This window comes from Streptomyces sp. NBC_00212 (genome assembly GCF_045206365.1).
GTDB lineage: Bacteria > Actinomycetota > Actinomycetes > Streptomycetales > Streptomycetaceae > Streptomyces.
Genome location: NZ_CP108115.1, coordinates 5,961,662 through 5,985,409, shown reverse-complemented (window position 1 = coordinate 5,985,409; position 23,748 = coordinate 5,961,662). Strand labels below are relative to the sequence as shown.

Below are 23,748 nucleotides of genomic sequence, written 5' to 3'. Positions count from 1 at the left end.
GCGCGGGGCGGCGTTGGTACGCCTGCCCGGCGCCGGGTCCCGCTGTGCCCACCCGTCCCGCCCTGCGGGACGATTGCCCACAGCGGGGGGCGGCGGGCGCTCAGTCCAGGTACCCCCGCAGCTGGTCCGCGAACGCGTGATCGCGGAGTTTGTTCAGCGTCTTCGACTCGATCTGGCGGATCCGTTCACGGGTCACGCCGAAGATCCGCCCTATCTCCTCCAGCGTGCGCGGCCGCCCGTCGGCGAGCCCGTAGCGCAGCTGGACGACCTTGCGTTCGCGCTCGCCGAGCGTGGAGAGCACGGCCTCCAGATGCTCGCGGAGCAGCAGGAACGCCGCGGATTCGACGGGGGACGCGGCGTCGCCGTCCTCGATGAGGTCGCCGAGCGCGACGTCGTCCTCCTCCCCCACCGGCGCGTGCAGCGAGACCGGTTCCTGGGCGAGGCGCAGCACTTCGCCGACCCGCTCCGGGGTCAGGTCGAGGTGGGCGGCGACCTCGTCCGGGGTCGGCTCGTAGCCGCGTTCCTGGAGCATCCGGCGCTGGACGCGGACCACGCGGTTGATGAGCTCGACGACGTGGACCGGGACGCGGATGGTGCGGGCCTGGTCGGCGAGCGCCCGCGACATGGCCTGGCGGATCCACCAGGTCGCGTACGTCGAGAACTTGTAGCCGCGCGCGTAGTCGAACTTCTCGACCGCCCTGATCAGTCCGAGGTTTCCCTCCTGGACGAGGTCGAGCATGGTGAGCCCGCGGCCGACGTACCGCTTGGCGACGGAGACCACCAGGCGCAGGTTCGCCTCGATGAGCCGGCGTTTCGCCATCCGGCCCATGACGACCAACTTGTCGAGATCCACGGCGAGTTGGGAATCCGGGTCGGGGGTGTTGGCCAGCTTCTCCTCGGCGAACAGGCCGGCTTCCACGCGCCGGGCGAGCTCGACCTCCTCGGCTGCGGTAAGCAGCGGGATGCGGCCGATCTCGCGCAGGTACTGGCGGAAGAGGTCGGAGGACGGGCCGCCGGTATCCACCCTGCCCGGCTGCGGGTCGGGTGGTTCGGGGGCTTCTTCCTCGGCGGCCTGTTCGGGCACGGGGCCGGCCTGCGGCCCGGCGTCCGGGCCGACCGGCTCCGCCTCCGGGTGGTGTACGGCCCGAGACTGCGGCGGTACGGCCGTGACGACGTCGTTGTCGGTCAGGGTCTGGGTCTGCACGGGGGCGACCTCCAGGGTGATCGCTGCCGGATCGGGGGATTGCGGCAGCGGGACGGGGGCGGCCGGGCCGCATTCCGTCCCGTACACGATGAGCGGATCCGCGGGGGTGAGGTGCCCACCCCCGAGGGTGGGCCGGCCGCGCTCCGAGGACTCAGGCACCGCAACCCAGTGTGGGGCACGACACATGGTCGCCGCGACGGGCGTGCGGGGACTTTTTGAAGCCGGTGTGTGACCGGGTGGTTACCCGGATGGATATGCCGCCGCGGACGCGCTCACGCGCCTCTCGGACCGCGAACGCCCAACCGGATGCCGGTAGTTGGGACGAAGGCCTTCTCCTGGACGCCTACCCAGGACGGCCGGGGTTAAGGTCGGGCGGGGTTAAGACACAGGCGCTAAAGTGCCGCCGCGCCCTTGTTGCGCAGGGCCTGGCCGTACTGCTGGAGGACCCACAACTCGTTCTGGACTGCGGCCAGTTGGGCCGGGTCGCCGTGCTGGCCCAGGCGTGCCAGGGTGCCCTGGATGTCCAGGAGGCGGCGGTCGACGGCCCGGCGGCGGACCGCCACCAGCTGCTCGCCCGCGTACGCCTCGTCGACCGTGCGGGCGTGGATGGCCTCCACGGCGAGCTCGGTGACCAGGGCGCGCACCACGTCGTTGGGCGCGGAGTCCATGACGGCCGGGAGGTAGTCGGAGGGCGCGTCGGTGGCGCCGCCCGCCTCCTGGATGCACTGGCGGACCGCCGCGTAGGGCGGGGCGGTGAACTCGTCGATGCCGTACGCGTCGAACGCCGGGGAGACCAGGTGCGGGTGCTGCAACGCCAGCTTGAGGAGCTCGCGTTCGGTGCGGTGGGCCGGGCTGCGCAGGTTCAGGGCGGGGCCGGGGGCGGCGGCCCGGGGGGCGGCGCTCTCGTACTGCTGGCGGCGGTTCTGGGCGGGCGCGGGGCCCTTGCCGCCGCGGTCGCGGGCCCAGCGGGCGAGCTGGGCGACGCGCTTCACCACGAACTGGGTGTCCAGAATGCCGAGGATTCCGGCGAGTTGGACGGCGACCTCGTGCTGGGAGGCGACGTTCTTGATGCGGGCGACGATGGGGGCCGCCTCGTCGAGGGCCGCGGCCCGGCCCGCCGGGGTCTCCAGGTCGTAGCGCCCCACGATCTGGCGGATCGCGAACTCGAAGAGCGGGGTGCGGGGTTGGACGAGGTCCGCGACCGCCTCGTCGCCCTTGGCGAGCCGCAGGTCGCAGGGGTCCATGTTGTCGGGGGCGATCGCGATGTACGTCTCGGCGGCGAACTTCTGGTCGTCCTCGAAGGCGCGCAGGGCCGCCTTCTGGCCGGCCGCGTCGCCGTCGAAGGTGAAGATCACGCGGGCCGAGCCGTTGTCCATCAGGAGGCGGCGCAGGATCTTGATGTGGTCGCCGCCGAAGGCCGTGCCGCAGGTCGCGATGGCGGTGGTGACGCCGGCGAGGTGGCAGGCCATGACGTCGGTGTAGCCCTCGACGACCACCGCGCGGCTGGACTTGGCGATGTCCTTCTTCGCCAGGTCGATGCCGTACAGGACCTGCGACTTCTTGTAGATCGGCGTCTCGGGGGTGTTCAGGTACTTCGGGCCGTTGTCGTCGTCGCGCAGCTTGCGGGCGCCGAAGCCGACCACCTCTCCGGAGACGTCGCGGATCGGCCACATCAGGCGGCCGCGGAAGCGGTCGATGGGGTTGCGGCGGCTCTCCTGGGCGAGGCCCGACGTCAGGAGCTCCTTGTCGCTGAAGCCCTTGCCGCGCAGGAAACGCGTCAGATGGTCCCAGCCCGCCGGGCTGTAGCCCACGCCGAAGTGGGCGGCCGCGGCCTGGTCGAAGCCGCGCTCGGCGAGGAACTTGCGGCCGATCTCGGCCTCGGGGCTGCCGAGCTGCTCGATGTAGAACTGGGCGGCCGCCTGGTGCGCCTCGACCAGGCGGATGCGCTCGCCGCGCTGGTGCGAGGGGTTGTAGCCGCCCTCTTCGTAGCGCAGCGTGATCCCGGCCTTGGCGGCGAGCCGCTCGACCGCCTCGGAGAACGACAGGTGGTCGATCTTCCGGATGAAGGCGATCGTGTCGCCGCCTTCCTGGCAGCCGAAGCAGTGGAAGAGACCCTTGCTCGGGCTGACCTGGAAGGACGGGGACTTCTCGTCGTGGAAGGGGCAGAGGCCCTTGAGGTTGCCTCCCCCGGCGTTGCGCAGCTGGAGGTACTCGGACACGACGGCGTCGATCGGGACCGCGTCCCGTACCGCCTTCACGTCGTCATCGTTGATCCTGCCTGCCACGCATGAAGTCTACGGGGACGCTACGACACTCAGGGTGCGAGGGAGCCGAGGGCGACGGCCGGATCGGCCAGCGCCTCGGTGTCCACCTGGGCCCCGCCCCGGATCAGGGCCTGGATCGGCTCTGTGACATCCCACACGTTCACGTTCATCCCGGCGAGGACCCGGCGCTCCTTGAGCCAGAACGCGATGAACTCGCGCTTGCCCGTGTCCCCCCGGATCACCACCTGGTCGTACGAGCCCGGCGGCGCCCACCCCGAGTATTCGAGCCCGAGGTCGTACTGGTCGGAGAAGAAGTACGGGACGCGGTCGTAGCTGACTTCCTGGTCCAGCATCGCGCGGGCGGCGGCCGGGCCGCCGTTGAGGGCGTTCGCCCAGTGCTCCACGCGCAGCCGGGTGCCGAGCAGCGGGTGGTGGACGGCGGCCACGTCGCCCGCCGCGAAGATGTCGGGGTCCGAGGTGCGCAGCGAGGCGTCCACCGCGATGCCGCCGCCGTGTGCGCGGTCGGCCATGGCCAGGCCCGCGTTCTCGGCGAGCGAGGTGCGCGGGGCGGCGCCGATCGCGGCCAGCACGTCGTGCGCCGGGTGCTCCTCGCCGTCGTCGGTGCGGGCGGCGAGCACCATGCCGTCCTGGCCGATGATCTCGGTGAGGCGGACGCCGAAGTGGAAGCGGACGCCGTGCTCGGCGTGCAGGTCGGCGAAGAGCTGGCCGAGCTCGGGGCCGATCACGTTGTGCAGCGGCGTTGCCTCGGGCTCGACGACGGTGACCTCCGCGCCGTACCCCCTGGCGGCGGCCGCGACCTCCAGGCCGATCCAGCCGGCGCCCGAGATGACGAGGTGGCCGTTGTCGCGGCCGAGCGCCTTGAGGACGTGCTTCAGGCGCTCGGCGTGGGCGAGGCGGCGCAGGTGGTGGACGCCCGCCAGGTCGGTGCCGGGGATGTCCAGACGGCGTGGCTCGGCGCCGGTGGCGAGCAGCAGCCGGTCGTACTGGATGACGGTGCCGTCGCCGAGCCGGACCGTCTTCGCGCCGCGGTCGATGGTGGTGACGATCTGGCCGAGGTGCAGCTCGATGTCGTTCTGCGCGTACCAGGCGGGCTCGTGCACGAAGACGCTGTCGCGCTCCTCCTTGCCGGCCAGGAACCCCTTGGACAGGGGCGGCCGTTCATAGGGGTGCTCGCGCTCGTCGCCGATGAGGATCACCCGCCCGTTGAAACCCTCGGACCGGAGGGTCTCGGCGGCTTTCGCCCCCGCGAGACCGCCTCCGACAATGACGAATGTCCGATCTGCGTCGACCACTTGATGCCTCCTCGGTGCTTGCTGCGCGGCGCCGCCACCTGCGAGCGTCCCGCACGGAGCGTGATGGGGGAAGAGGGCTTGCTCCGTTGGGACGCGGCGGCGGCTGGGATTACCGGTGGTGCACGGTGAGTCTGGAGTGAAGCGAGCGGGCTGCCGCGTCGGTGAGCGAGGCGATCTGGTCGACGATCACCCGCTTCTTCGTGCGGTCGTCGCCCGCCTCGTCGTACAGCGCCCGGAACTGCGGGTCGAGCCCCTCGGAGGGGGCCCGGGACGTCAGCGCGTCGGCGAGTTCGGCCAGCACGACGCGCTGGTCGGCGCGGAGCCGCTCCTGCTCGTCGCGCTGCATGACATAGCGGTCGGCCACCGCCTTCAGCACGGCGCATTCGTTGCGGGCCTCGCGCGGCACGACCAGCTCCGCGCCGTACCGGGTGAGGTGCCCGGTGCCGAACGCCGCGCGCGTCGCGCCCTCTGCGGCCAGGCAGAACCGGCCGATGAGCTGGCTGGTGGCGTCCTTGAGGCGGGCCTGGGAGACCGCCGTGCCGTCGTAGCCGTGCGGCCACCAGTCCTGCTCGATGAGCCGCTCCAGGGCCTCGGTCAGCTCCTGCGGATCGGTGTCGGCCGGCACGTACCGGCCGATCGCGACGCGCCAGATGTCGGCCCGCTCGGCCTCGGAGACGAGCGCGAGGGGGTCGACGTGGCCGGCGTGCAGCCCGTCCTCGAAGTCGTGCACCGAGTACGCCACGTCGTCCGCCCAGTCCATGACCTGGGCCTCGAAGCACTTGAGGTAGGGCGTCGCGCCCTCCCTGACCCAGGCGAACACCGGCAGGTCGTCCTCGTACACCCCGAACTTCACCGAGGCCGGGTCGGTGGGGTGGCCGCCGCGCGCCCAGGGGTACTTGGTGGCCGCGTCCAGGGCGGCCCGGGTGAGGTTGAGGCCCACACTCACCGGCTCCCCCGTCACCGACGAGCGGACGAAGCGCTTCGGTTCGAGCCGGGTCAGCAGGCGCAGCGACTGGGCGTTGCCCTCGAAGCCGCCGATGTCCTTCGCGAAGTCGTTCAGCGCCTGCTCGCCGTTGTGTCCGAACGGCGGGTGGCCCATGTCGTGGGCGAGGCAGGCGGCTTCGACGAGGTCCGGGTCGCAGCCGAGCGCCGCGCCCAGCTCGCGGCCCACCTGGGCGCATTCCAGCGAGTGCGTGAGCCGCGTGCGCGGGCTGGCGTCCCAGGCCTGGCTCCGCGAGCCCGGCGTGACGACCTGCGTCTTGCCGGACAGGCGGCGCAGCGCCCCCGAGTGCAGCACGCGCGCGCGATCGCGCTGGAAGGCGGTGCGGCCGGGCCGCTTGTCGGGCTCGGCGGCCCAGCGTTCGGTGTCGGCCTCGGCATAGAACTCCATGCACCGACAGTAAACGGAGTCACTGACAAGTGGGCTCAAGGGGGCGTCGAAGCTCGCCATGTGCGGACACGGGTGGAGACCGGTTCGGCGCGGGGGCTCGCCTCAGGCGGAGGCGAGGGCGGATGTGAGTGCGGGGGCGAGGAGGGGGGCGAGTTCGGCGTCACGCGCCGTCGTCGGCGTGCGCGTCAACGCCTCTTCGTAGCGGTGCAGTACGAGCCTGGCCATGGCCGGATGCGCGCCCATGGGGGCGGCCGCGATCCACGGCGCCTTTGCCGCGCTTTCGGCCGCGAAACGTCCCGGAGCGGTGAAGTACGAGGCGACCGCGACCCGGTGCCTGCCGCGCGCGGCGAGGGCGCGCAGCGCCTCGGGCACGGTGGGAGAAGCGGCAGAGGCGTACGCGGGCAGCACGGGCACCCCGCCGAGGCGCTCGCTCAGCAGCATGGCGGTGCGGCGGGTGTCGGCGGCCGAGTCGGGGTCGCGCGATCCGGCCGCGGCGAGCACGACCCCGCTGCCGCGCACGGTACGGGCGTCGAGGTCCCAGCCCGCTTCGACGAGCCGCCCGTACAGCGCCTCCACGAGCAGCGGATGGGGGCCGAGCGGGGCCGCGACACGGGCGCTCAGGTGCCGGCCCGCCGTGGCGAGGGCGTGCGGGATGTCGTGCTTGACGTGGTGGCCGCGGCCGAGCAGCAGCGGCACTACGACGGCCTCCCCCTCAAGGCCGGCCAGGGTGTCGGGCAGCAGCGGGCGGTCCAACTCGATGTGGCCGAGCCGGACGTCGAGGCCCGGCCGCAGTTCGCGGACCCGTTCCAGGAGGGCGGTGACCGTCCGCAGCGCGCCGGGGTCGCGGCTGCCGTGCGCGACGGCGACGAGGGCGGGGCGGGCGGGGGGCGGCATGGAGGTGGGGGTTCCGTTCAGTCGTACGTGGCTGAGCTGGCTGCCCAGTTGGGCCGTGATGCGGGTGAGGAGCTGCGCGGTGCTGTCGAGCGGAAGGGGCGGCCGGCTCTGCGGGAAGGGCCGGCTCTGCGAGAACGGCTGGTCCCGCGGGAGCTGGCTCTGCGGAAAGAGGTGGTCGTGCGGAAAGAGGTGGCTCGTCTCCGGCTCCGTCATGAACCGATCCTGCCGGGCGCACGTTGCCGGGTCGTTGCGCGGCGGTGACGGGTGTTTTCCATGGCCTCACGGAGGCGGCGGGGACGGGGTGCGGCGGGGTGCATCGGCTCCGGGCCGTCGGCGGAACACCCGCGAGAGGCAGGGTCATGTCACAGGTCTTTTCATGTCACAGAGATGTACGGAGCGTGCCCGGCGGCGAACCGGTTCTCCGCCCGCGACGTCCATCCCCTCGTACGCCGACGAAGATCACCAGTACGCAGCTCACCAGGGGGACCACGTGCCGCGCATCCGACTGAAGCGACCGCGTCTGCCGCGCACCCGCGCGGGCCGGCGCCGCCTCGTACAGGGCGTCGCCGCCGCGTGCGTGCTCGGGCTCGCGCCCGCCACCTGGATGTACGCGAGCACGAGCGGCCGCGTCGGCACGGTGGCCGACGCCCCGGCGTCCGGGGTGGCCGTGGTGTTCGGGGCCGGCCTGTGGGACGGCAAGCCCTCGCCCTACCTCGCCCACCGCCTCGACGCGGCCGTGGAGTTGTACCGGGCCGGCAAGGTGAAGGCGGTCCTGGTCACCGGCGACAACGGCCGGCCCACCTACGACGAGCCCGACGCGATGCGCGGCTATCTCGTCCAGCACGGGGTGCCGGACAAGAGCGTGGTCAGCGACTTCGCGGGGTTCGACACCTGGGATTCGTGCGTACGGGCCAAGAAGATCTTCGGCGTTGACCGGGCCGTCCTGGTCAGCCAGGGCTTCCACATCCGGCGCGCGGTGGCGCTGTGCGAGGCCGCGGGGGTCCGGTCCTACGGGGTCGGCGTCGACGCCGTCCACGATGCGACCTGGTACTACGGCGGCACCCGCGAGGTCTTCGCCGCGGGCAAGGCCCTCCTTGACGTGGTGTTCCGGCCCGACCCGACGTTCCTGGGGCCCAAGGAGCCAGGGGTTGCGAGGGCGCTGGCGGGCGGCTGACGGCTGCCCCTCCTCACTGCTCCCCCCTCACCGCTCCCCAATGACCAGAATGAGCCCCCCGCCCCGCCCGCGTAACCCGGGGGCGGACGCGGGCGTAACACGCCGGTCGCAGCCTGGAGGGCATGCTCATAGATGCCTCCGCGTCCGCCCCTGTGACCCCCACCCACTGCCCGTACTGCTCGCTCCAGTGCGGCATGGGGCTGCGGGCCGCGGGCGGGTCGGACGGCGGGCTGGAGGTCGTCGCGCGGGACTTTCCGGTGAACGGGGGTGCGCTGTGCGGCAAGGGGAGTTCCGCGCCCGCGCTGCTCTCCCGGGGCCTGCGGCTGACCGAACCGCTCGTGCGGCGCGCCGCCACCGGCCTGCTCGAACCGGCCACCTGGGGGGAGGCCCTGGAGCTCGTGGCCGAGCGGCTCGGCTCCGTACGCCAGGGGTACGGGGCCGACGCGGTCGGGGTGTTCGGCGGCGGCGGGCTGACGAACGAGAAGGCGTACGCGCTGGGCAAGTTCGCGCGGGTCGTGCTCGGCACCTCCCAGATCGACTACAACGGGCGGTTCTGCATGTCGTCGGCGGCGGCCGCGCATCAGCGGGCGTTCGGCGTCGACCGGGGGCTGCCGTTTCCACTGGCGGACGTGGCACGGACCGGATGCGTGATCCTGGCGGGGTCGAACCTGGCCGAGACCATGCCGCCCGCGGTGCGCTACCTGCGCGAACTGCGGGAGAACGGCGGCAAGTTGATCGTCATCGACCCGCGCCGCACGAAGACCGCCGAGCTGGCCGACCTGCATCTGGCGCCCCGCCCCGGCACCGACCTCGCCCTCGCGCTCGGCCTGCTGCACCTGGTGGTGGCCCAGGGGCGCGCCGACGAGGAGTTCATACGGGAGCGGACGTCGGGGTGGGAGGCGGCGCGGGCGGCGGTGATGGCGCACTGGCCCGAGCTCGTGGAGAAGATCACCGGCGTTCCCGTGCCCCAACTCCGCGCCGCGGTGGCCATGTTCTGCGATGCCCCGGACGGCATGGTGCTCACCGCGCGCGGCGCCGAGCAGCACGCCAAGGGCACCGACACGGTCGGTGCGTGGATCAACTTCTGTCTCGCGACCGGCCGGGCGGGCCGCCCGCTGTCCGGGTACGGCTGCCTCACCGGCCAGGGCAACGGCCAGGGCGGCCGCGAACACGGCCAGAAGGCGGACCAGTTGCCCGGCTACCGCAAGCTCGCCGACCCTGCCGCGCGCGCCCACGTCGCCGGGGTGTGGGGCGTCGAGGCGGACTCGCTTCCGGGGCCGGGGCGCAGCGCGTACGAGCTTCTCGACGCGCTGGGCGGTGAGGTGAAGGCGCTGCTGGTCATGGGGTCGAACCCGGTGGTGTCGGCGCCGCGCGCGGCCCACATCGAGGGCAGGCTGCGCGCGCTGGACTTCCTCGCCGTCGCGGACGTGGTGCTCTCGGAGACCGCCGAGCTCGCGGACGTGGTGCTTCCGGTGACGCAGTGGGCGGAGGAGACCGGCACGATGACCAATCTGGAGGGCCGGGTGCTGCTGAGGCGGGCGGCGATCACGCCCCCGGAGCACGTACGCAGCGATCTCGAAGTCCTCAACTCCCTTGCGCGGATGCTTGGTTCGGAGTCGGCCGCCAAGGGGTTTCCGGTCGATCCCGAGGAGGTGTTCGAGGAGCTGCGGCTCGCGTCGGCGGGCGGGGCGGCGGACTATTCGGGCATCAGCTATGCCCGGATCGAGGCGGAGGACGGGGTGTTCTGGCCGTGTCCCGAGGAGGGGCATCCGGGCACGCCCCGGCTGTTCCTCGACCGGTTCGCGACTAAGGACGGGCGGGCCCGCTTCGTGGAGGTCACCCACCGGGAGCCGGACGAGGAGACCGACGCCGACTATCCGGTGGTGCTCACGACGGGCCGCGTGCTCGCCCAGTACCAGTCGGGCGCGCAGACCCGCCGGGTGCCGGAGCTCAACGCCGCCGCGCCCGGCCCGTACGTCGAGATGCATCCGCTGCTCGCCGGCCGGATCGGGGTGGGTGACGGCGACGCGGTGACGGTGACCTCGCGGCGCGGGCGGGCCACCGCGCCGGCCCGGGTGACCGGTGCCATTCGCTCGGACACGGTGTTCATGCCGTTCCACTGGGCGGGCGAGGGCCGGGCCAACAACCTGACGAACCCGGCGCTCGACCCGGTCTCGAAGATGCCCGAGTTCAAGGCGTGCGCGGTACGGGTGGAGCGGGCCGGTCCTGCCAGGTGAGCCAGTCGCCGCCGGGGATCGGGGTGCCGCCGGCGATCAGCTCGCGGGCCAGGCGGGGCGCGGCGAGGTAGGTCCACGACCGTACGGGCCGGCCGTCCACCAGGGCCTCGCGCACCAGGCGGTCGTAGAGGTTGCGGGGGTGGCCGGGTCCGACGTACTCCTCCAACTCGTCGAGCGCGGCGAGGAGTTCGGGGCAGGTGGCGGGGTCGACCTCGATGAGGGTGCCGGTGATGGTGCCGTCCCCGGCTATGGCGTAGGGGTAGCCGGGGCCGTCGTACAGGAGGGCGCCGCCCAGCAGCGCCGGGCGCTCGGAGACCGTACGGCCTTGCAGGAAGCTCCGGTAGTAGCGCTCGCCGGGGCGGAGCGTGCCGTACACGAAGAAGGGGAGCGGCGGCTCGGCGGCGGTCATCGGGCGACCGTTTCGGCCGTGATCCAGGACAGGTAGGCCGGGCTGCCTGCCACCACCGGGGTCGCGATGATCTCGGGGGTGTCGTAGTCGTGGGCCGCCAGGAGGTGGCGTTCGAGCTCGGGGTAGCGGGCGGCCGTGGTCTTGAAGAGGACCTGCCATTCCTGCGTCGTCTCGATGCCGCCCGCCCAGTGGTAGACGGAGGTGACGGGGCCCACGATCTGCGCGCAGGCCGCGAGGCGGGCCTCCACCGCGCCGCGGGCGAGCGCCGCCGCCTTGTCGGCGCTGTCGGTCGTGGTCTGCACGGTCGTGGCCTGCGCGGTCGTGGCCTGCGCGGTCGTGGCCTGCGCGGTCAGCCGATCGGCCGATGTCACGGCGTCCTCCCTCGGTGGTTCGGCCGGGTCCGGCCGGGATGGCAAGAGTCGTCCGGCAGGGTCCTACGTCCCGAACCCGCCGGCCGGTGCGGAGCGTACGCACGGCTGTTACATGTTGTCCCGGTTTCCGTGATGATCCGCTCCTAGTGTCGACGGGCGGGCCGGTGTTCCGGCCGCCTTCCCTACCCCCGGCATCCCACCATGATCCAGACCTTCCGGATTCTCCGCGCCGCCGCCATCGCGGGCATCGCCGCCTTCGGCATCGCCGCGGTGGTGCTCGCCATTTCCGGCTGCGGTTCGCGCTCCGGTCTCGTGGAGGGCGCCCGGGCCTCCACGGTCGCCCTCCAGCCCAGTCCCCAGGAGCTGTGGCCCGCCTGGTACGAGAGCGAGGCGCGGCGCGACGGCGCGACGGCGTCCGGCCGGGGAGAGGCTCCCGTCCCGCTCCCCGAATCGCTGAAGGTGCCGAAGGAGGGGCTGCGCGGCATGGACCCGATGGCGATCCTGAAGGCCGACCCGCGCGCCAAGACCCTCGTCCGGCTGCCCGTGATCGACCACCCGGGGCGGCCCGGCATCCGCCCGCCGGTCCTCCACGACCTGACCGGCCACGACGGCTCGCCCGAACTGATCGTCGCGGCGGATCTGGAGACCCGGCGCACGGTCGTCATCGTCTACACGGTCCGCGACGGCCGGATCGTTCCCATCCTCTACACCGTCGGCACCCGCCTCGCGGTGGAGGCCGTCGGCACCGATCTGGTGACGCGGGGCGCCGCGGACGACGGCGCCGAGCAGGCGGTCCGCTACCGCTGGGACGGGGCCCGCCTCTCCCCCGTGAGCGACATCAAGACGTACAAGGGCATCGCCCCGAAGGGCCCGGACACGAAGGACACCACGGACGAGCCCGAGACCCCCGGGCCGCGCAAGACGCCGGGGCCTGCGAAGTCGGGCGGAGCCGCGAAGACGGGCGGGGCGAAGACGGGCGGAGCGGCGAAGACGTGGACGAGCGGCTCGGACACCGGGAAGGGTGCCTCGTGATGCGCGCCGCGCGGCGCCGGTGCCGCGCCCTGCTCGCCCGCGCCCGCGGGCTGACCCAGGGCCTGAGTCTGCGCTGGAAGATCGCCGCACTGCTCGCGGCGGGCTGCGCCCTGGTGGCGGTCACCATCGGCCTGCTCATCCACCAGTCGCGCGCCGCGCAGGTCGCCGCGACCGCCCGCGAGTCCGCGACCGCGCAGCTCATTCGCGTACGTCAGCTGTACGAGCTGACCGGCCAGGTCGACCACGGCGACACCGAGGCCGCGCTCGACCACCCGGACCTGCCCGCGCCGCTGCGGAAGTCCGCCCACGACGGAAAGCGGAGCACCTTCCTGGACCTGGAAGGACCGCATCCGGCGGTGTGGGCCGCGCGGCCGGTGGGCGACCGGGTGCTCTCGGTGCGGCAGCCGCTGGACGCCGCGGTGGACGAACTCCAGGAGCTGGACGGCCAGTTGGTGGCCTGGGGCGCGGTCGTGGTCGGGCTCGCGGCGCTCGGCGGCGCCGGGCTCGCCAGCAGGCTGAGCCGTGAGCTGCGTACGGCCGCGGCCACCGCCCGCCGGATCAGCCGGGGTGAACTCGACGCCCGGATCGGCCAGTCGGCCCCGGCCGGCCGCCAGGACGAGGTGGCGGAACTGGCCTGCGCGGTCGACACGATGGCCGCGTCGTTGCAGCGCCGCCTGGAGGCCGAGCAGCGCTTCACCGCGGACGTGGCGCACGAGCTGCGCACCCCGCTGACCGGGCTGCACACGGCCGCCGAACTGCTGCCTCCGAGCCGCCCGACCGAGCTGGTGCGGGACCGGGTCTCGGCCCTGTGCACCCTGACCGAGGACCTCCTGGAGGTCGCCCGGCTCGACGCGAACGCGGAGGAGCCCCACCTGGAGGTGCTCCCGCTCGACCGCACCGTGGAGGGCATCCTCCAACGGTGCGGCCTGTCCGTCGAGTTGGCGCGCCCCGAGCAGGCCGCGGACGACCCCGGCGGCGCGGACACCCTCGTACGCACCGACGCGCGCCGCCTGGAGCGGATCATCGCCAACCTGATCGCCAACGCGCGACGGCACGGCGCGGAGCCGGTCGAGGTGACGGTGGACGGCACGTCGGTCAGCGTGCGCGACCACGGGCCCGGCTTCCCCGAACGCCTCCTGAAGGACGGCCCCCAGCGCTTCGTGACCGGCGCCAAGGAACGCGGCCAGGGCACGGGCCTCGGCCTCACCATCGCCCTGGGCCAGGCCCACGTCATCGGCGCGGAGGTGGCGCTGAGCAACGCGGAGGGCGGGGGCGCGGCGGCGGTGGTGTCGCTGCCGGCAGGGTGAAGGTTGAGAGATGGGCGGTCGGGGGATGGGCGGTCGGCTGACCGCTATCAGCTATCAGCTATCAGCTATCAGCTATCAGCTGGCGATGGTCGACTGACAGATTCCGACCGCCCAATACTGCTCCCCCTCAGCCCGCGTACGGACGCACCTCCTTCGCCTCGCGCAGCGCCCGCGCCCACCACGCCACCTGGTCGAGCATCTTCTTCACCGCCGCGTCGGCCTGCGAGGGCTCGCGGTGTTCGCCGTCCTCGTCGAAGAGTCCGTGCGCCTGGTGGAAGCTGACCGTGTCCCGCACGGTGACGGCATGCATCTCGGCGAAGACCTGCCGCAGTTGCTCGACCGCCCGCAGACCGCCCGAGATGCCGCCGTACGAGACGAAGCCGATGGGCTTGGCCTGCCACTGCACGTAGTGCCAGTCGATCAGGTTCTTCAGCGAGGCGGGGAAGGAGTGGTTGTACTCGGGAGTGATCACGACAAAGGCGTCGGCGTCCGCCAACTTCGGTGAGATGACCGCGAGTTGGGCCGCTACGGCGGGCGAGGGATGGTGGGAGATGGTGGTCGGGAGTTCGGCCTCGGCCAGGTCGAGCACCTCGATGTCGAGGCCGTGGTGGTCGCGGGCCCGGGCGAGGAACCAGTCGGCGACGACCGGCGCGAACCGGCCCTCGCGGTTGGAGGCGACAACAACGGTGAGCTTCAGAGCGGGGAAGGCGGCCGGTTCGGCCGTGGTGATGTCCATGCCGAGAAGGATTCAACCTCAAGTCCGCTTGAGGTCAAGCGCGGACCGGCGGCGAACTATCTTGAAGCCCATGACACTTCCGTACGTCGAGATCGACGGCCGCCCCGCCGATGCCGAGAACCTGCTCATTCCCGCGCTGACCGGCGGCTACGGCCACTTCACCGCCCTGCAGGTGCGCGACGGACGCGTCCGCGGCCTGGCCCACCACCTGACCCGCCTGGACCGGGCCACCCGCGAGCTGTTCGGCCCCGGCCTCGACGGCGAACGGATCCGCTCCCTGATAGGGCAGGCACTCGGCGCCTCGGGCCGGTCGGACGCGGCGGTACGGGTCTACGTGTACGGGCCGGCCGACGCGCCGACCCCGATGGTCGTCGTGAACGAGCCGGCCGACATGCCGTCCACCGCGCAGTCGCTGCTCTCCGTGCCGTACGAGCGCCCGGTCGCCCACCTCAAACACCTCGGCCACTTCGCCCAGGGCTACTACGTCCGCCTCGCCGAACGCCAGGGCTTCACCGAGGCCCTGCTGACCGGCCCCGGCGGGGCCGTCGCCGAGGGCGCGATCACCAACATCGCGTTCTGGGACGGCAGTTCGGTGGTCTGGCCGAACCGTCCCGCGCTGATCGGCATCACGATGGCCGTGCTCGAACCCCGGCTCGCGGCGTACGGCCTGAAGTCGGCCCGCCGCGAGGTGACCCTGGGCGGGCTCGACGCGTACAGCGCGGCCTTCGTCATGAACTCGCGCGGCATCGCCCCGGTGGGCCGGATCGACGAGCGTGCGTTCGCGGTCGACGCGGAGCTGATGAAGGTGGTGTGGCGAGCGTACGAGGAGGCGCCCTGGGATGTGATCGCCCCGGGGTGACGGTTCACCCGTACGGCCCGCACCGGGTCACTCTTTCGCCCCCCGCCGACGGGCGGAGCGGCCCGTGCGCCTCTTAGGTCGAAGGCAGAAGCCCTGCCTCGTCCCCGGAGGATCCATGCGTACAGCCCGACTCCTGACCAGTGCCCTGCTGGCGTCCGCCGCCGTGCTGGGTCCGGGGGCTTCGCTCGCGTACGCCAACAGCGAGCCGGGCGGTTCGCTGGAGCTGTGGCCGACGAGCGCCGCGCCCGGCACCACGGTGACCGCGAACACCACCGTCTGCGGGCCGGCGGGGCGGGCCACGGGCGATGCGAACGCGGTGGGCTCGGGCGACTTCCCGATGTCGGTCTCCACGCACAAGGAAGTGCTCGCCGGGCAGTTCCAGGTGGCCCCGCAGGCCAAGCCGGGCTCGTTCCGCATCAGGGTGAGCTGCGAGAACGGCAAGGTGGCCGATGCCCAGCTGACCGTCACCGGCGGCAGCGACCGGGACCAGAAGGGCAGGGACAAGTCCTGGAACGCGGGCGACCCGCAGGGCGGCAAGGACAAGTCGTGGGACTGGGGCGACCAGCGGGAGAAGGACAAGTCCTGGGACGGGAACGACCCGCGCGGCAAGGACAAGTCGTCGGCCTGGAACGACCAGCGGGGTCACGACAAGTCCTGGGACACCAACGACCCGCGGGGTCATGTGAAGACCGGGGTCGGCGGCAGCATCGGCCCCGACACCACCGAGATCGCGGTGGGCGCGGCGGTACTGGCCGCGGCCGCCGTGGGCGGCACCTGGCTACTGCGTCGCCGGGCGAGCGGCGCGCAGGGCCGGGGCTGACCGCCCTTGTCGGACCGGATCGCACGACGCAACGCGGGCTGGCTGATGGTGGTCGCCGCGTTCGTCGGCCTGTGGCTGATCGAGCGGGGCTTCGAGACCGTGGAGCCTCCGCAGCCCTCTGTGGCCGAGAGGTTCGCGGCGGGGCCGACGTCGCAACGGAGCGGAATCACGGGCGACTCCCGATCCGGGTCCGCCGCGCGGGCCGTGACCGAGCTCCCGCCCGCCGAGGGCCTGCCGCCCTCCGAACCCGTACGGATCCAGATCCCCTCGATCCGGGTCGACGCGCCCGTGATGCGGCTCGGGCTCGGCCCCGACCACAGCCTGGACGTGCCGCCGCCGGGGAACACGAACATGGCCGGCTGGTACAAGGACGGCACGGCGCCGGGCGCCCGGGGCACGGCCGTGATGGCGGGCCACGTCGACGACTCCCGCGGCCCGGCCGTCTTCTACTCACTCGGCGCGCTGAAGAAGGGCAGCCGGGTCGAGGTGACCCGCGAGGACGGGCGGACCGCGGTGTTCGAGGTCGACGCGGTCGAGGTCTACGAGAATGACGCGTTCCCGGACACGAAGGTGTACGGCCCCGCCGCACGCCCGGAACTACGCCTGATCACCTGCGGCGGAGGCTTCTCGCAGCAGACCGGCTACCGGGGCAACGTGGTCGCCTTCGCCCACCTGACGGGGGTGGCCGGGGCGACACGGGTCAGCGCTCCCTGAGCGGGCTCACGCACGGCCCGAGGCCGAAAGCGGGGTTAGGGGCGCGGGGCTGTGACATCGTGCGGCTCCGCCGCGTGGGCGCGACCAGCCACCGCCGGCCCGCACCAGAACGACGACCACTCCCCCCAAAGCGGAGCGCTTACGCGTTCCACTGGTCGAACGCCAGCTTGGCGACCAGCGAGAAGACGACCACGAGCAGCACTCCGCGCACGAACTCGCTGCCCTTGCTCAGCGCCATGCGCGCGCCGATCAGACCGCCCGCCAGGTTGAACACGGCCATGATCGCGGCCAGTTGCCACATGACGTTGCCCTGGTAGGCGAACATCGCGAGCGCCCCGACGTTGGTGCAGACGTTCACGATCTTGGCGGTGGCGCTCGCGGTCACCAGGTCGAGGTGGAGCACGGCGGTGAGGGCGAGGACGAGGAACGTGCCGGTGCCGGGGCCGAAGAGGCCGTCGTAGAGACCGATGCCGCCGCCGACGAGCACGATCGCGGTGACGGTACGGGCCCGGGTGACGGGCTGCCCGCTGGTCCCGGTGCCGAACGCGGGCTTGAACATGACGAACGCGGCGACGCCGAGCAGCACGACCAGGATGACCGGGCGCAGCACCGCGCTGCTGATGCCGGCCGCGAAGAACGCGCCGGTCATGGAGCCCGCGAGCGCGGCGAGCCCGATCCGTACCGCCGTCTTCACGTTCACCGGCGCCTTGCGCACATACGTCACGGCGGCACCCGAGGTACCGACGAGGGCGACGGCCTTGTTGGTGCCGAGGATGTGCGCGGCGGGGACGTGCGGCAGGCCGAGGAGCAGGGCGGGCAGCATGAGCAGTCCGCCGCCGCCGACCACCGCGTCGATCCAGCCGGCCGCGCCCGCGGCGAGGCACAGCACGATGAGCATGGTCAGCGATATGTCGGGCATGATCGCGACCTTAAGGAGCGATCGGCTGGTTCGTCTATTACTTTCCGGATGCCTGAGCCAGATCTGAGCTTGTGGCCGCCGGGGTCCGGTCGGGGGCGGGCGGCGCGGCCGGGGTGACCGCTACGGCCAGGAAGGTGGCGGCGAGGGCGCTGGTGGCGGTGAGCCCGGCCGCGAGCCGGCGCCGGGCGCGGTCGAGGGGGACGGGGGCGGCGCACTTGCGGTGACGGGCCATGGCTCTGCGATTCCTCGGTTCGGCGGTGTTCGGCCGGCCGGTTCGGCCGGAGGGCGTGGTTGCGGGGGCGTCGGCCGGCGGGGTTCAGAAGCGGGGTTCAGAAGCTGAACTGCTCGGTGTGGATGTGCTGTTCGGGCACTCCCGCCCTGATGAGCGAGGCGGTCGCCGCCTCCGCCATCGGGCCGGGGCCGCACAGGTAGACGTCGTGCTCGGCGAGGCCGGGGACGAGGTTGCGCAGGGCCTGCGGCGCGAGCGGGTCGAACGACGCGTCGGACGGGCCGAGGAGGTAGTGCAGCGCGGCCCCTCGCTGGGCGGCGATGGCCTCCAGCTCGTCGCGCAGCACCAGCTGGGCGGCGTTGCTCGCCCGGTACAGCAGGGTGAGGTCGCCGGGTGCGGCGGGCAGCGTCTCGAAGAGGACCCGCATCGGCGTGATCCCGACCCCGCCGGCCAGGAGCAGCACTTTGCGGCGGGTGCGGCGGTGTGCGGTCATCGCGCCGAACGGTCCGGTGGCCAGGACCCGGGTGCCCGGCCGCAGCCGCCGGATCCGCCGGCTGTGGACACCGAGCGCCTTGACGGTGATGCGTACGGTGTCGTCCCTGACCGGCGCGGACAGCGAGAACGGCAGCGAGGTGTGCCACAGCCTGCGTTGCACGAACCGCCAGCGCAAGAACTGCCCGGGTTCGGCGCGCAGCGCGTCGAGCCCGGTGCCGCGCATCACGACGGAGACGACGTCCGGGCTCTCGTCCCGCACCTCGACGACATGGAGTGCGTGCCGCAGCGCCTGCCGTACGGGGACGACGCCCCGGTACCAGACGATCAGCACGGCGACGGTGGCGTGCAGCATCGCCCAGACCCACACGGTGAGCGGGCTGCCGGACACGTCGGGGCCGACCAGTTGGTGGGCGAAGGCGAGCGCGGCTGCGAGGTAGGTGAGGAAGTGCAGGGCACGCCAGGTCTCCTGCGACATCCGCGCCCGAGCGGCCCGCACCGAGCTGACCCCGGCCACCACCAGCGCGAACGTCCCCAGCGCGGCGGCCAGGATCCCGCCGTAGCCGAGCAGTTGGGCGGCCGAAGTCAGCAGATCGGTGCCGGTGTGGGCGGCATATCCGCACAGCGCGAGCACGATGTGCGCGCCGACGAGGCTCAGTACGTAACGCCCGCCCAGCGCGTGCCAGCGGGCGAGCCGGTCGGCGCCCACGCCGTGCTCGACGGCGGGGACCCGGGCCATGAGCAGCAGCATCACCAGGATTCCGTAGCCCGCGAGCAGCCCCGACAGGTGGGCCCCGCTCCCGAACAGCGCGTCCAGGCGCGCGGACGGTGCCGCCTGCGCACCCCACAGCAGACCCACGCCCCCGGCCCCACCGACGATCCCCCGCCGCATGACCTTTGGCCGGATGCGCAGCGCCCGCACGTCGACGGGTACGGGCGCCGCGGCCCGCTCCTCGGCAGTAGCCGGGCCGGCAGCGTCCAGACCCGGCCGCTTGGGGCCCAACTCGCCTACTTGAGGCTGCTGTTGGGACTGATACGACTGATGAGACTGGTGGGTGAGATAGGCGGACAGGGCTGGGTACGCGGCAAGCTGCGGGTCGGTGGCCTCGATCGTCACGCCCGGCAGCCTAGGTCGGAGCGGCTCACGAAAGGCCCTGGTCAGAGGCGGATCCGGGATCCTTAAGGCGCCCTTGAGGATGGGCTGACCGCCGATTAAGCCGGCCCTGCCCCGCCCCGGGCGCCGACCGCCTTCAGCTGCCTTGCCGGTCCAGGTAACGCAGTACGGCGAGCACCCGGCGGTGGCCCGACTCGGAGGGCGGCAGGTCCAGCTTGGCGAAGATGTTCGCGATGTGTTTCTCCACCGCCCGCTCCGACACCCCGAACGACCCGGCGATGGCCTGGTTGGTGCGGCCCTCTGCCATCAGCCCGAGCACTTCCCGCTCGCGCGGGGTGAGCGCGTCGAGCGCGGCGGCCCGTCGGCTGGCCCCGAACAGCTGGGCCACCACCTCCGGGTCGAGTGCGGTGCCTCCCGCCGCCACCCGCTCCAGGGCGTTCACGAACTCCCCGATGTCCACGACCCGTTCCTTGAGCAGATAGCCCACCCCCGCCCCGCCGTCCCCGATGAGCTGCGCCGCGTACTTGGTCTCCACGTACTGCGAGAAGATCAGCACCCCGGTGCCCGGCGCCGTCCGGCGGATCTGTACGGCCGCCCGCAGCCCCTCGTCGGTCTGTGTCGGCGGCAGCCGGATGTCCACCACCGCCGCGTCCGGCCGGTGTTCGGCGACCGCGGCAAGCAGCGCCTCCGCGTCCCCCACGGCGGCCGCCACCTCCACGCCACGCAACTCCAGGAGCTGGACGAGCCCGTCGCGCAGAATCGCGGAATCCTCGGCGATGACGACCCGCATGAATGACCCGCCCTGTTCTCGGTGTTCAGAGTTCTCGGTGTTCAAAGGCCCGCACTCGGCAGAGACCGCTGCTCATCTGAAGGGCAGCACCACACTCACCACCGTAGGCCCTCCGGGTGGGCTGTCGCAGGTCAGGGAGCCGTCGACGGTACGGACCCGGGCCCGCAGGCCGGCCAGTCCGCTGCCCGCGCCGACCACCGCTCCCCCGCGCCCGTTGTCCTCGACGGTGAGCAGCAGGATCTTCGCCGCGCCGTGCACGGTGACCGTCACCTCCGAAGCCCCGCTGTGCTTGGCCGCGTTGGCCAGCAGTTCCGCCGTGCAGAAGTAGGCGATGGATTCGACGGCCGGGCTCGGTCTGCCCTCGATTCCGCAGCTCACTCGGACGGGCAGGGCGCTGTCCGCGGCGAGGGTGGCAAGGGCGGTGTCGAGTCCTTGGTCGAGCACGGGCGGGTGGATGCCCTTGACCAGGTGGCGCAGGTCGGCGACGGCCTGCTTGGCGTTGCCCTGCGCGGTCTCGACGACTTTCAGGATGCGGTCCTGCCCGGCGCCGCCCGCCACCAGTTCGCGGATCATCGTGAGGTGCATGCCCAGGCCCACCAGGCGGGCCTGGGTGCCGTCGTGGAGGTCGCGCTCGATCCTGCGCAGGGTGGCGGCCGCGTCGTCGACGGCCTGGGCGCGGGTCTCCTCCAGGGTGCGGATGCGCTGGTCCGCCCGGTCCGGCCCGAGCAGCGCGGTGAGCAGCAGCCGGTGCGGGGTGAGGGCATGGCGGACCAGCCAGGGTGCCGAGTACAGGAGCAGCAGGCCGACGGCGAAGGGCAGCAGCCACCGGGGCCAGCTGTCGAGCTCCACTCCGCCCACCGCCATTCCCACGTGCCGTACGGAACCGTCGGGTTCCCGGATCGTGAAGTAGTTCCAGCGCTTGAGCACCGGGTACAGGGTCAAGAGCACCCCGTGCACAAAGCCGATGTATACGGAGCCCAGGGCCAGCAGGGCCGTGAGCGGGGCCGCCAGGGCGCAGCCCACCGCCCGCCATCCGGGTCGGCCGCCGAGCACAGCGCGCCGCCAGTCGAAGACGCCGCTCGTCTCCGCCCGTACCGGTGGGTCGATCTCAAGCCCCAACAGCCGTTTGGCCAGGGCCCGTTGGAAGTCTCCGAGGGCCAGGGCCGCGCGGATGGCGGCGGCGATGAGCCAGAGCCCCAGCGCCGTCCACGACAGCACCGCGCCGATCAGCAGGACCGCGGCGACCAGGGCCAGTCCGGTCAGGGCGAGCGGCAGCGCGATGAGCGAGTAGAGCGCGGAGCGGCCGATCGGGCCGAGCCGGTCTCGCCGGTAGGGGAACTCCAGGGAGCCCGGAAAGCGCAGGCGGTGCATGGGGAACAACCCTAGAGCCGCTGATCAGAGCTGGTGGATCACCGGTATGGACAGGATGGCGCAGATCGCGGCGACGGCGAGGGCGATCCCAGTGGTCCTGAGCAGCCCGGTGCGGTCGGCGCCGAGGAAGCCCTTGACCAGGCGGGCCTGGAGCGCGGTGAAGCCCTTCATCACCCAGGGCGTGATGAGCAGGAAGGGCAATCCGCCGCCTATGCCGTGCACCGCCCACGCGCCGGCCATGGTGGGGCCGCCCCACGCGTCGCTCGGGTCGCCGCCGGGCCGCAGCGGGTAGGCCAGGTTCATGACGACGACCGTCCAGAAGTAGCCCGACACGGTGAGCGCTATCAGGTTGAGCGGCAGGCTGATCACGGCGTGGGCCAGGGCGAGCGGCCCCGTGCGCCCGGGGTCGGGCACCTCCACGCCCAGGAGCCTGCGGGCGAGCCCGCGCTGGATCCGGCCCGCCGGGCCGCCCACCAGGGCTGTCGGGACGCACAGGATGCCGACGGGCAGGGCGAGCAGGAGATAGGCGAGCCGCAGCCACATCCCGGCCCGGAACGGCTCCCGCAGGATGCCCTTCCAGCCGGGGCGGTGAGCCGCACGGTGCGTGGCGTGCTGGTCGGTGACGGCCGGGCCCGCGACGGGGCGGGTCGGTGCGGGTGTGGGTGCGGGTGTGGGTGTAGGTGCGGGTGCGGAATGTCGCTGCGCGAGGTCCATGCGTCAAGACTCCCGCCCCCGGTCTCCCGATTCGATCGTGCCAGCACGGAACTTCATGGTTCGGTTTACCCCACCCCCCGAGCCTGAGGGGCTGAAGCACCAGCTCCCCTCACACCCCACCCCCCGCCCCGCTGAGCTCAAGGTTCCCCCGTGGAAATCGGCGGGATGCGGACGGGTAACAGCCGCCGCGCACGCTGGGCACATGAGTACGGACATCGTGGTGATCGGCGGCGGCACAGCGGGTGCCCGCCTGGCCCGGCATGTCCCGGTGACCGTCATCGGCGAGGAGACCCACGCACCGTACAACCGGGTGCTCCTCGCGGAGGTGCTCGCCGGGCGGTACGGGCCCGAGGTGATATCGCTGCCCCCCATCCCGGTGCGGCGCGGCGTGCGGGCGGTGCGGATCGACCGCGCGGCCCGCGTGGTGCACTGCGACGACGGCGGGGCCGTCCCGTACGGGCGCCTCGTGCTCGCGACCGGGTCGAACCCGGTGCTGCCGCCGCTCAGGGGCCTGCGCGAGGGCCGGCTCCCTGACGGCGTCCACCCCTTCCGCACCCTCGACGACGCGCTCGCCCTGCGCGAGAAGGCCCGCGAGGGGGCCCGGGCGGTGGTCATCGGGGGCGGGCTGCTCGGCGTGATGGCCGCGCGGGCGCTCGCCGAGTGCGGTGCCCAGGTCGTCCTCGCCCAGCAGGGCGAGCGCCTGATGGAGCGTCAACTGGACGTCGCCGCATCGGCTTTGGTCCGCACCCATCTCGAACTCCTCGGTGTGGAAGTGCACACCGAGTGCCGGGTGCGCGGTCTCACCGGTCCTGCCGGCACCGACGTCGAGCTCGCCGACGGATTCGTCCTCGGCGCCGAACTCGTCGTTCTCGCCACCGGGGTCCGCCCCCGGACCGGCCTCGCTCTGGCCGCCGGGCTCGACGTGCGCCAAGGCGTGGTCGTCGACGACGAGCTGCGCACCTCGGACCCCTACATCCATGCCGTCGGCGACTGCGCCGAGCATCGCGGCACGGTGTACGGGCTCGCGGGACCGGCGCTCGAACAGGCCGACGCGCTGGGCGCGTTGCTGGCCACCGGGCGCGGCTCCTACTCCGGGACGCGCGGTCTGACCCGGCTCACGCTCGGTGGTCCGCGTCCCCTGGACCTCGCCGCGTTCGGCGAGCCCACGGCCCGCCCGGGCGACGACGTGGCCCATCTCGCGGACGCGACCCGGGGCGCCTACCGCAAGGTCGTCGTGCGTGGCGACCGCCTGGTCGGAGGCGTGCTCCTCGGCGATCTCGGGGCGGTCGGGGCGCTCGCCCGGACCTGGGAGGGCGACGAGCCCGTACCGGACGCGCCCCTGCTCCACCTGCTCACCCACGACGGAGGTTCCTGACGTGTCCACCGAACACCTTT

General features: G+C 72.8%; 22 protein-coding genes. 8 read left to right on the top strand and 14 right to left on the bottom strand.

Annotated features, from left to right (window positions below):
* Positions 1–100: 100 nt before the first annotated feature.
* The 5 genes from OHA17_RS27300 to OHA17_RS27280 form a co-directional block, all read right to left on the bottom strand.
* Positions 101–1,363: an RNA polymerase sigma factor gene (locus OHA17_RS27300; RefSeq protein ID WP_406508764.1), complete on the bottom strand. Its 1,263-nt coding sequence runs from the start codon at positions 1,361–1,363 to the stop codon at positions 101–103.
* Between the two features lie 233 nt (positions 1,364–1,596).
* A complete protein-coding gene (gene dnaG / locus OHA17_RS27295; RefSeq protein ID WP_053727573.1) occupies positions 1,597–3,489 on the bottom strand; it encodes a DNA primase in 1,893 nt (630 codons plus the stop codon).
* A gap of 29 nt (positions 3,490–3,518) precedes the next feature.
* Entirely contained in the window at positions 3,519–4,781 is a 1,263-nt protein-coding gene (locus OHA17_RS27290; protein WP_406508763.1) for an NAD(P)/FAD-dependent oxidoreductase, read from the bottom strand.
* Positions 4,782–4,890: 109 nt separating this feature from the next.
* Positions 4,891–6,171 (bottom strand): deoxyguanosinetriphosphate triphosphohydrolase, encoded by a 1,281-nt coding sequence (locus OHA17_RS27285; protein WP_406508762.1) that lies wholly within the window; start codon positions 6,169–6,171, stop codon positions 4,891–4,893.
* Positions 6,172–6,273: 102 nt separating this feature from the next.
* Entirely contained in the window at positions 6,274–7,278 is a 1,005-nt protein-coding gene (locus OHA17_RS27280; RefSeq protein WP_406508761.1) for a sirohydrochlorin chelatase, read from the bottom strand.
* Between the two features lie 277 nt (positions 7,279–7,555).
* Here OHA17_RS27280 and OHA17_RS27275 point away from each other — a divergent pair, with 277 nt between their 5' ends.
* Both OHA17_RS27275 and OHA17_RS27270 read left to right on the top strand, forming a co-directional pair.
* Positions 7,556–8,239 carry a vancomycin high temperature exclusion protein gene (locus tag OHA17_RS27275; RefSeq protein WP_406508760.1) on the top strand — a complete coding sequence of 228 codons (684 nt, stop codon included), beginning with the start codon at positions 7,556–7,558 and terminating at the stop codon, positions 8,237–8,239.
* Positions 8,240–8,361: 122 nt separating this feature from the next.
* On the top strand, positions 8,362–10,476 hold the full coding sequence (locus tag OHA17_RS27270; protein WP_406508759.1) for a molybdopterin oxidoreductase family protein: 2,115 nt from the start codon (positions 8,362–8,364) through the stop codon (positions 10,474–10,476).
* On the opposite strand, the gene OHA17_RS27265 is transcribed toward OHA17_RS27270, so the two are convergent.
* Entirely contained in the window at positions 10,430–10,885 is a 456-nt protein-coding gene (locus tag OHA17_RS27265; protein ID WP_406508758.1) for a gamma-glutamylcyclotransferase family protein, read from the bottom strand. The two genes, OHA17_RS27270 and OHA17_RS27265, sit on opposite strands and share 47 nt — an antisense overlap.
* Positions 10,882–11,238, bottom strand: a complete 357-nt coding sequence (gene cutA, locus OHA17_RS27260; protein ID WP_406510825.1) for a divalent-cation tolerance protein CutA — start codon at positions 11,236–11,238, stop codon at positions 10,882–10,884. Before cutA ends, OHA17_RS27265 begins: the two co-directional genes overlap by 4 nt.
* Before the next feature lie 219 nt (positions 11,239–11,457).
* Between cutA and OHA17_RS27255 the strand changes: the two genes are divergently transcribed.
* Both OHA17_RS27255 and OHA17_RS27250 read left to right on the top strand, forming a co-directional pair.
* A complete protein-coding gene (locus OHA17_RS27255) occupies positions 11,458–12,288 on the top strand; it encodes a hypothetical protein (protein WP_406508757.1) in 831 nt (276 codons plus the stop codon).
* Entirely contained in the window at positions 12,288–13,595 is a 1,308-nt protein-coding gene (locus OHA17_RS27250; RefSeq protein WP_406508756.1) for an ATP-binding protein, read from the top strand. Before OHA17_RS27255 ends, OHA17_RS27250 begins: the two co-directional genes overlap by 1 nt.
* Before the next feature lie 127 nt (positions 13,596–13,722).
* Here the strand turns inward: OHA17_RS27250 and OHA17_RS27245 are convergent, their stop codons facing one another.
* The gene (locus tag OHA17_RS27245; protein ID WP_406508755.1) at positions 13,723–14,331 is read right to left on the bottom strand and encodes an NADPH-dependent FMN reductase; all 609 of its coding nucleotides are present in this window, start codon (positions 14,329–14,331) and stop codon (positions 13,723–13,725) included.
* A gap of 70 nt (positions 14,332–14,401) precedes the next feature.
* On the opposite strand from OHA17_RS27245, the gene OHA17_RS27240 reads away from it, so the two are divergent.
* From OHA17_RS27240 to OHA17_RS27230, 3 genes are all read left to right on the top strand, one after another.
* Entirely contained in the window at positions 14,402–15,190 is a 789-nt protein-coding gene (locus tag OHA17_RS27240) for an aminotransferase class IV (protein WP_406508754.1), read from the top strand.
* 115 nt (positions 15,191–15,305) lie between these two features.
* On the top strand, positions 15,306–16,010 hold the full coding sequence (locus OHA17_RS27235; protein ID WP_406508753.1) for a hypothetical protein: 705 nt from the start codon (positions 15,306–15,308) through the stop codon (positions 16,008–16,010).
* Between the two features lie 45 nt (positions 16,011–16,055).
* Positions 16,056–16,724, top strand: a complete 669-nt coding sequence (locus tag OHA17_RS27230) for a class F sortase (RefSeq protein ID WP_406510824.1) — start codon at positions 16,056–16,058, stop codon at positions 16,722–16,724.
* Positions 16,725–16,863: 139 nt separating this feature from the next.
* Here the strand turns inward: OHA17_RS27230 and OHA17_RS27225 are convergent, their stop codons facing one another.
* From OHA17_RS27225 to OHA17_RS27200, 6 genes are all read right to left on the bottom strand, one after another.
* A complete protein-coding gene (locus OHA17_RS27225) occupies positions 16,864–17,643 on the bottom strand; it encodes a sulfite exporter TauE/SafE family protein (RefSeq protein WP_406508752.1) in 780 nt (259 codons plus the stop codon).
* 37 nt (positions 17,644–17,680) lie between these two features.
* Positions 17,681–17,875 carry a hypothetical protein gene (locus tag OHA17_RS27220; RefSeq protein ID WP_053727562.1) on the bottom strand — a complete coding sequence of 65 codons (195 nt, stop codon included), beginning with the start codon at positions 17,873–17,875 and terminating at the stop codon, positions 17,681–17,683.
* A gap of 97 nt (positions 17,876–17,972) precedes the next feature.
* Positions 17,973–19,481 (bottom strand): ferric reductase-like transmembrane domain-containing protein, encoded by a 1,509-nt coding sequence (locus OHA17_RS27215; protein ID WP_406508751.1) that lies wholly within the window; start codon positions 19,479–19,481, stop codon positions 17,973–17,975.
* A gap of 133 nt (positions 19,482–19,614) precedes the next feature.
* Positions 19,615–20,268: a response regulator gene (locus tag OHA17_RS27210; RefSeq protein ID WP_398871592.1), complete on the bottom strand. Its 654-nt coding sequence runs from the start codon at positions 20,266–20,268 to the stop codon at positions 19,615–19,617.
* 72 nt (positions 20,269–20,340) lie between these two features.
* Positions 20,341–21,639: a sensor domain-containing protein gene (locus tag OHA17_RS27205; RefSeq protein WP_406508750.1), complete on the bottom strand. Its 1,299-nt coding sequence runs from the start codon at positions 21,637–21,639 to the stop codon at positions 20,341–20,343.
* A gap of 24 nt (positions 21,640–21,663) precedes the next feature.
* On the bottom strand, positions 21,664–22,353 hold the full coding sequence (locus OHA17_RS27200) for a hypothetical protein (protein ID WP_406508749.1): 690 nt from the start codon (positions 22,351–22,353) through the stop codon (positions 21,664–21,666).
* A gap of 202 nt (positions 22,354–22,555) precedes the next feature.
* On the opposite strand from OHA17_RS27200, the gene OHA17_RS27195 reads away from it, so the two are divergent.
* Positions 22,556–23,728, top strand: a complete 1,173-nt coding sequence (locus OHA17_RS27195; RefSeq protein ID WP_406508748.1) for an NAD(P)/FAD-dependent oxidoreductase — start codon at positions 22,556–22,558, stop codon at positions 23,726–23,728.
* Positions 23,729–23,748 lie beyond the last annotated feature (20 nt).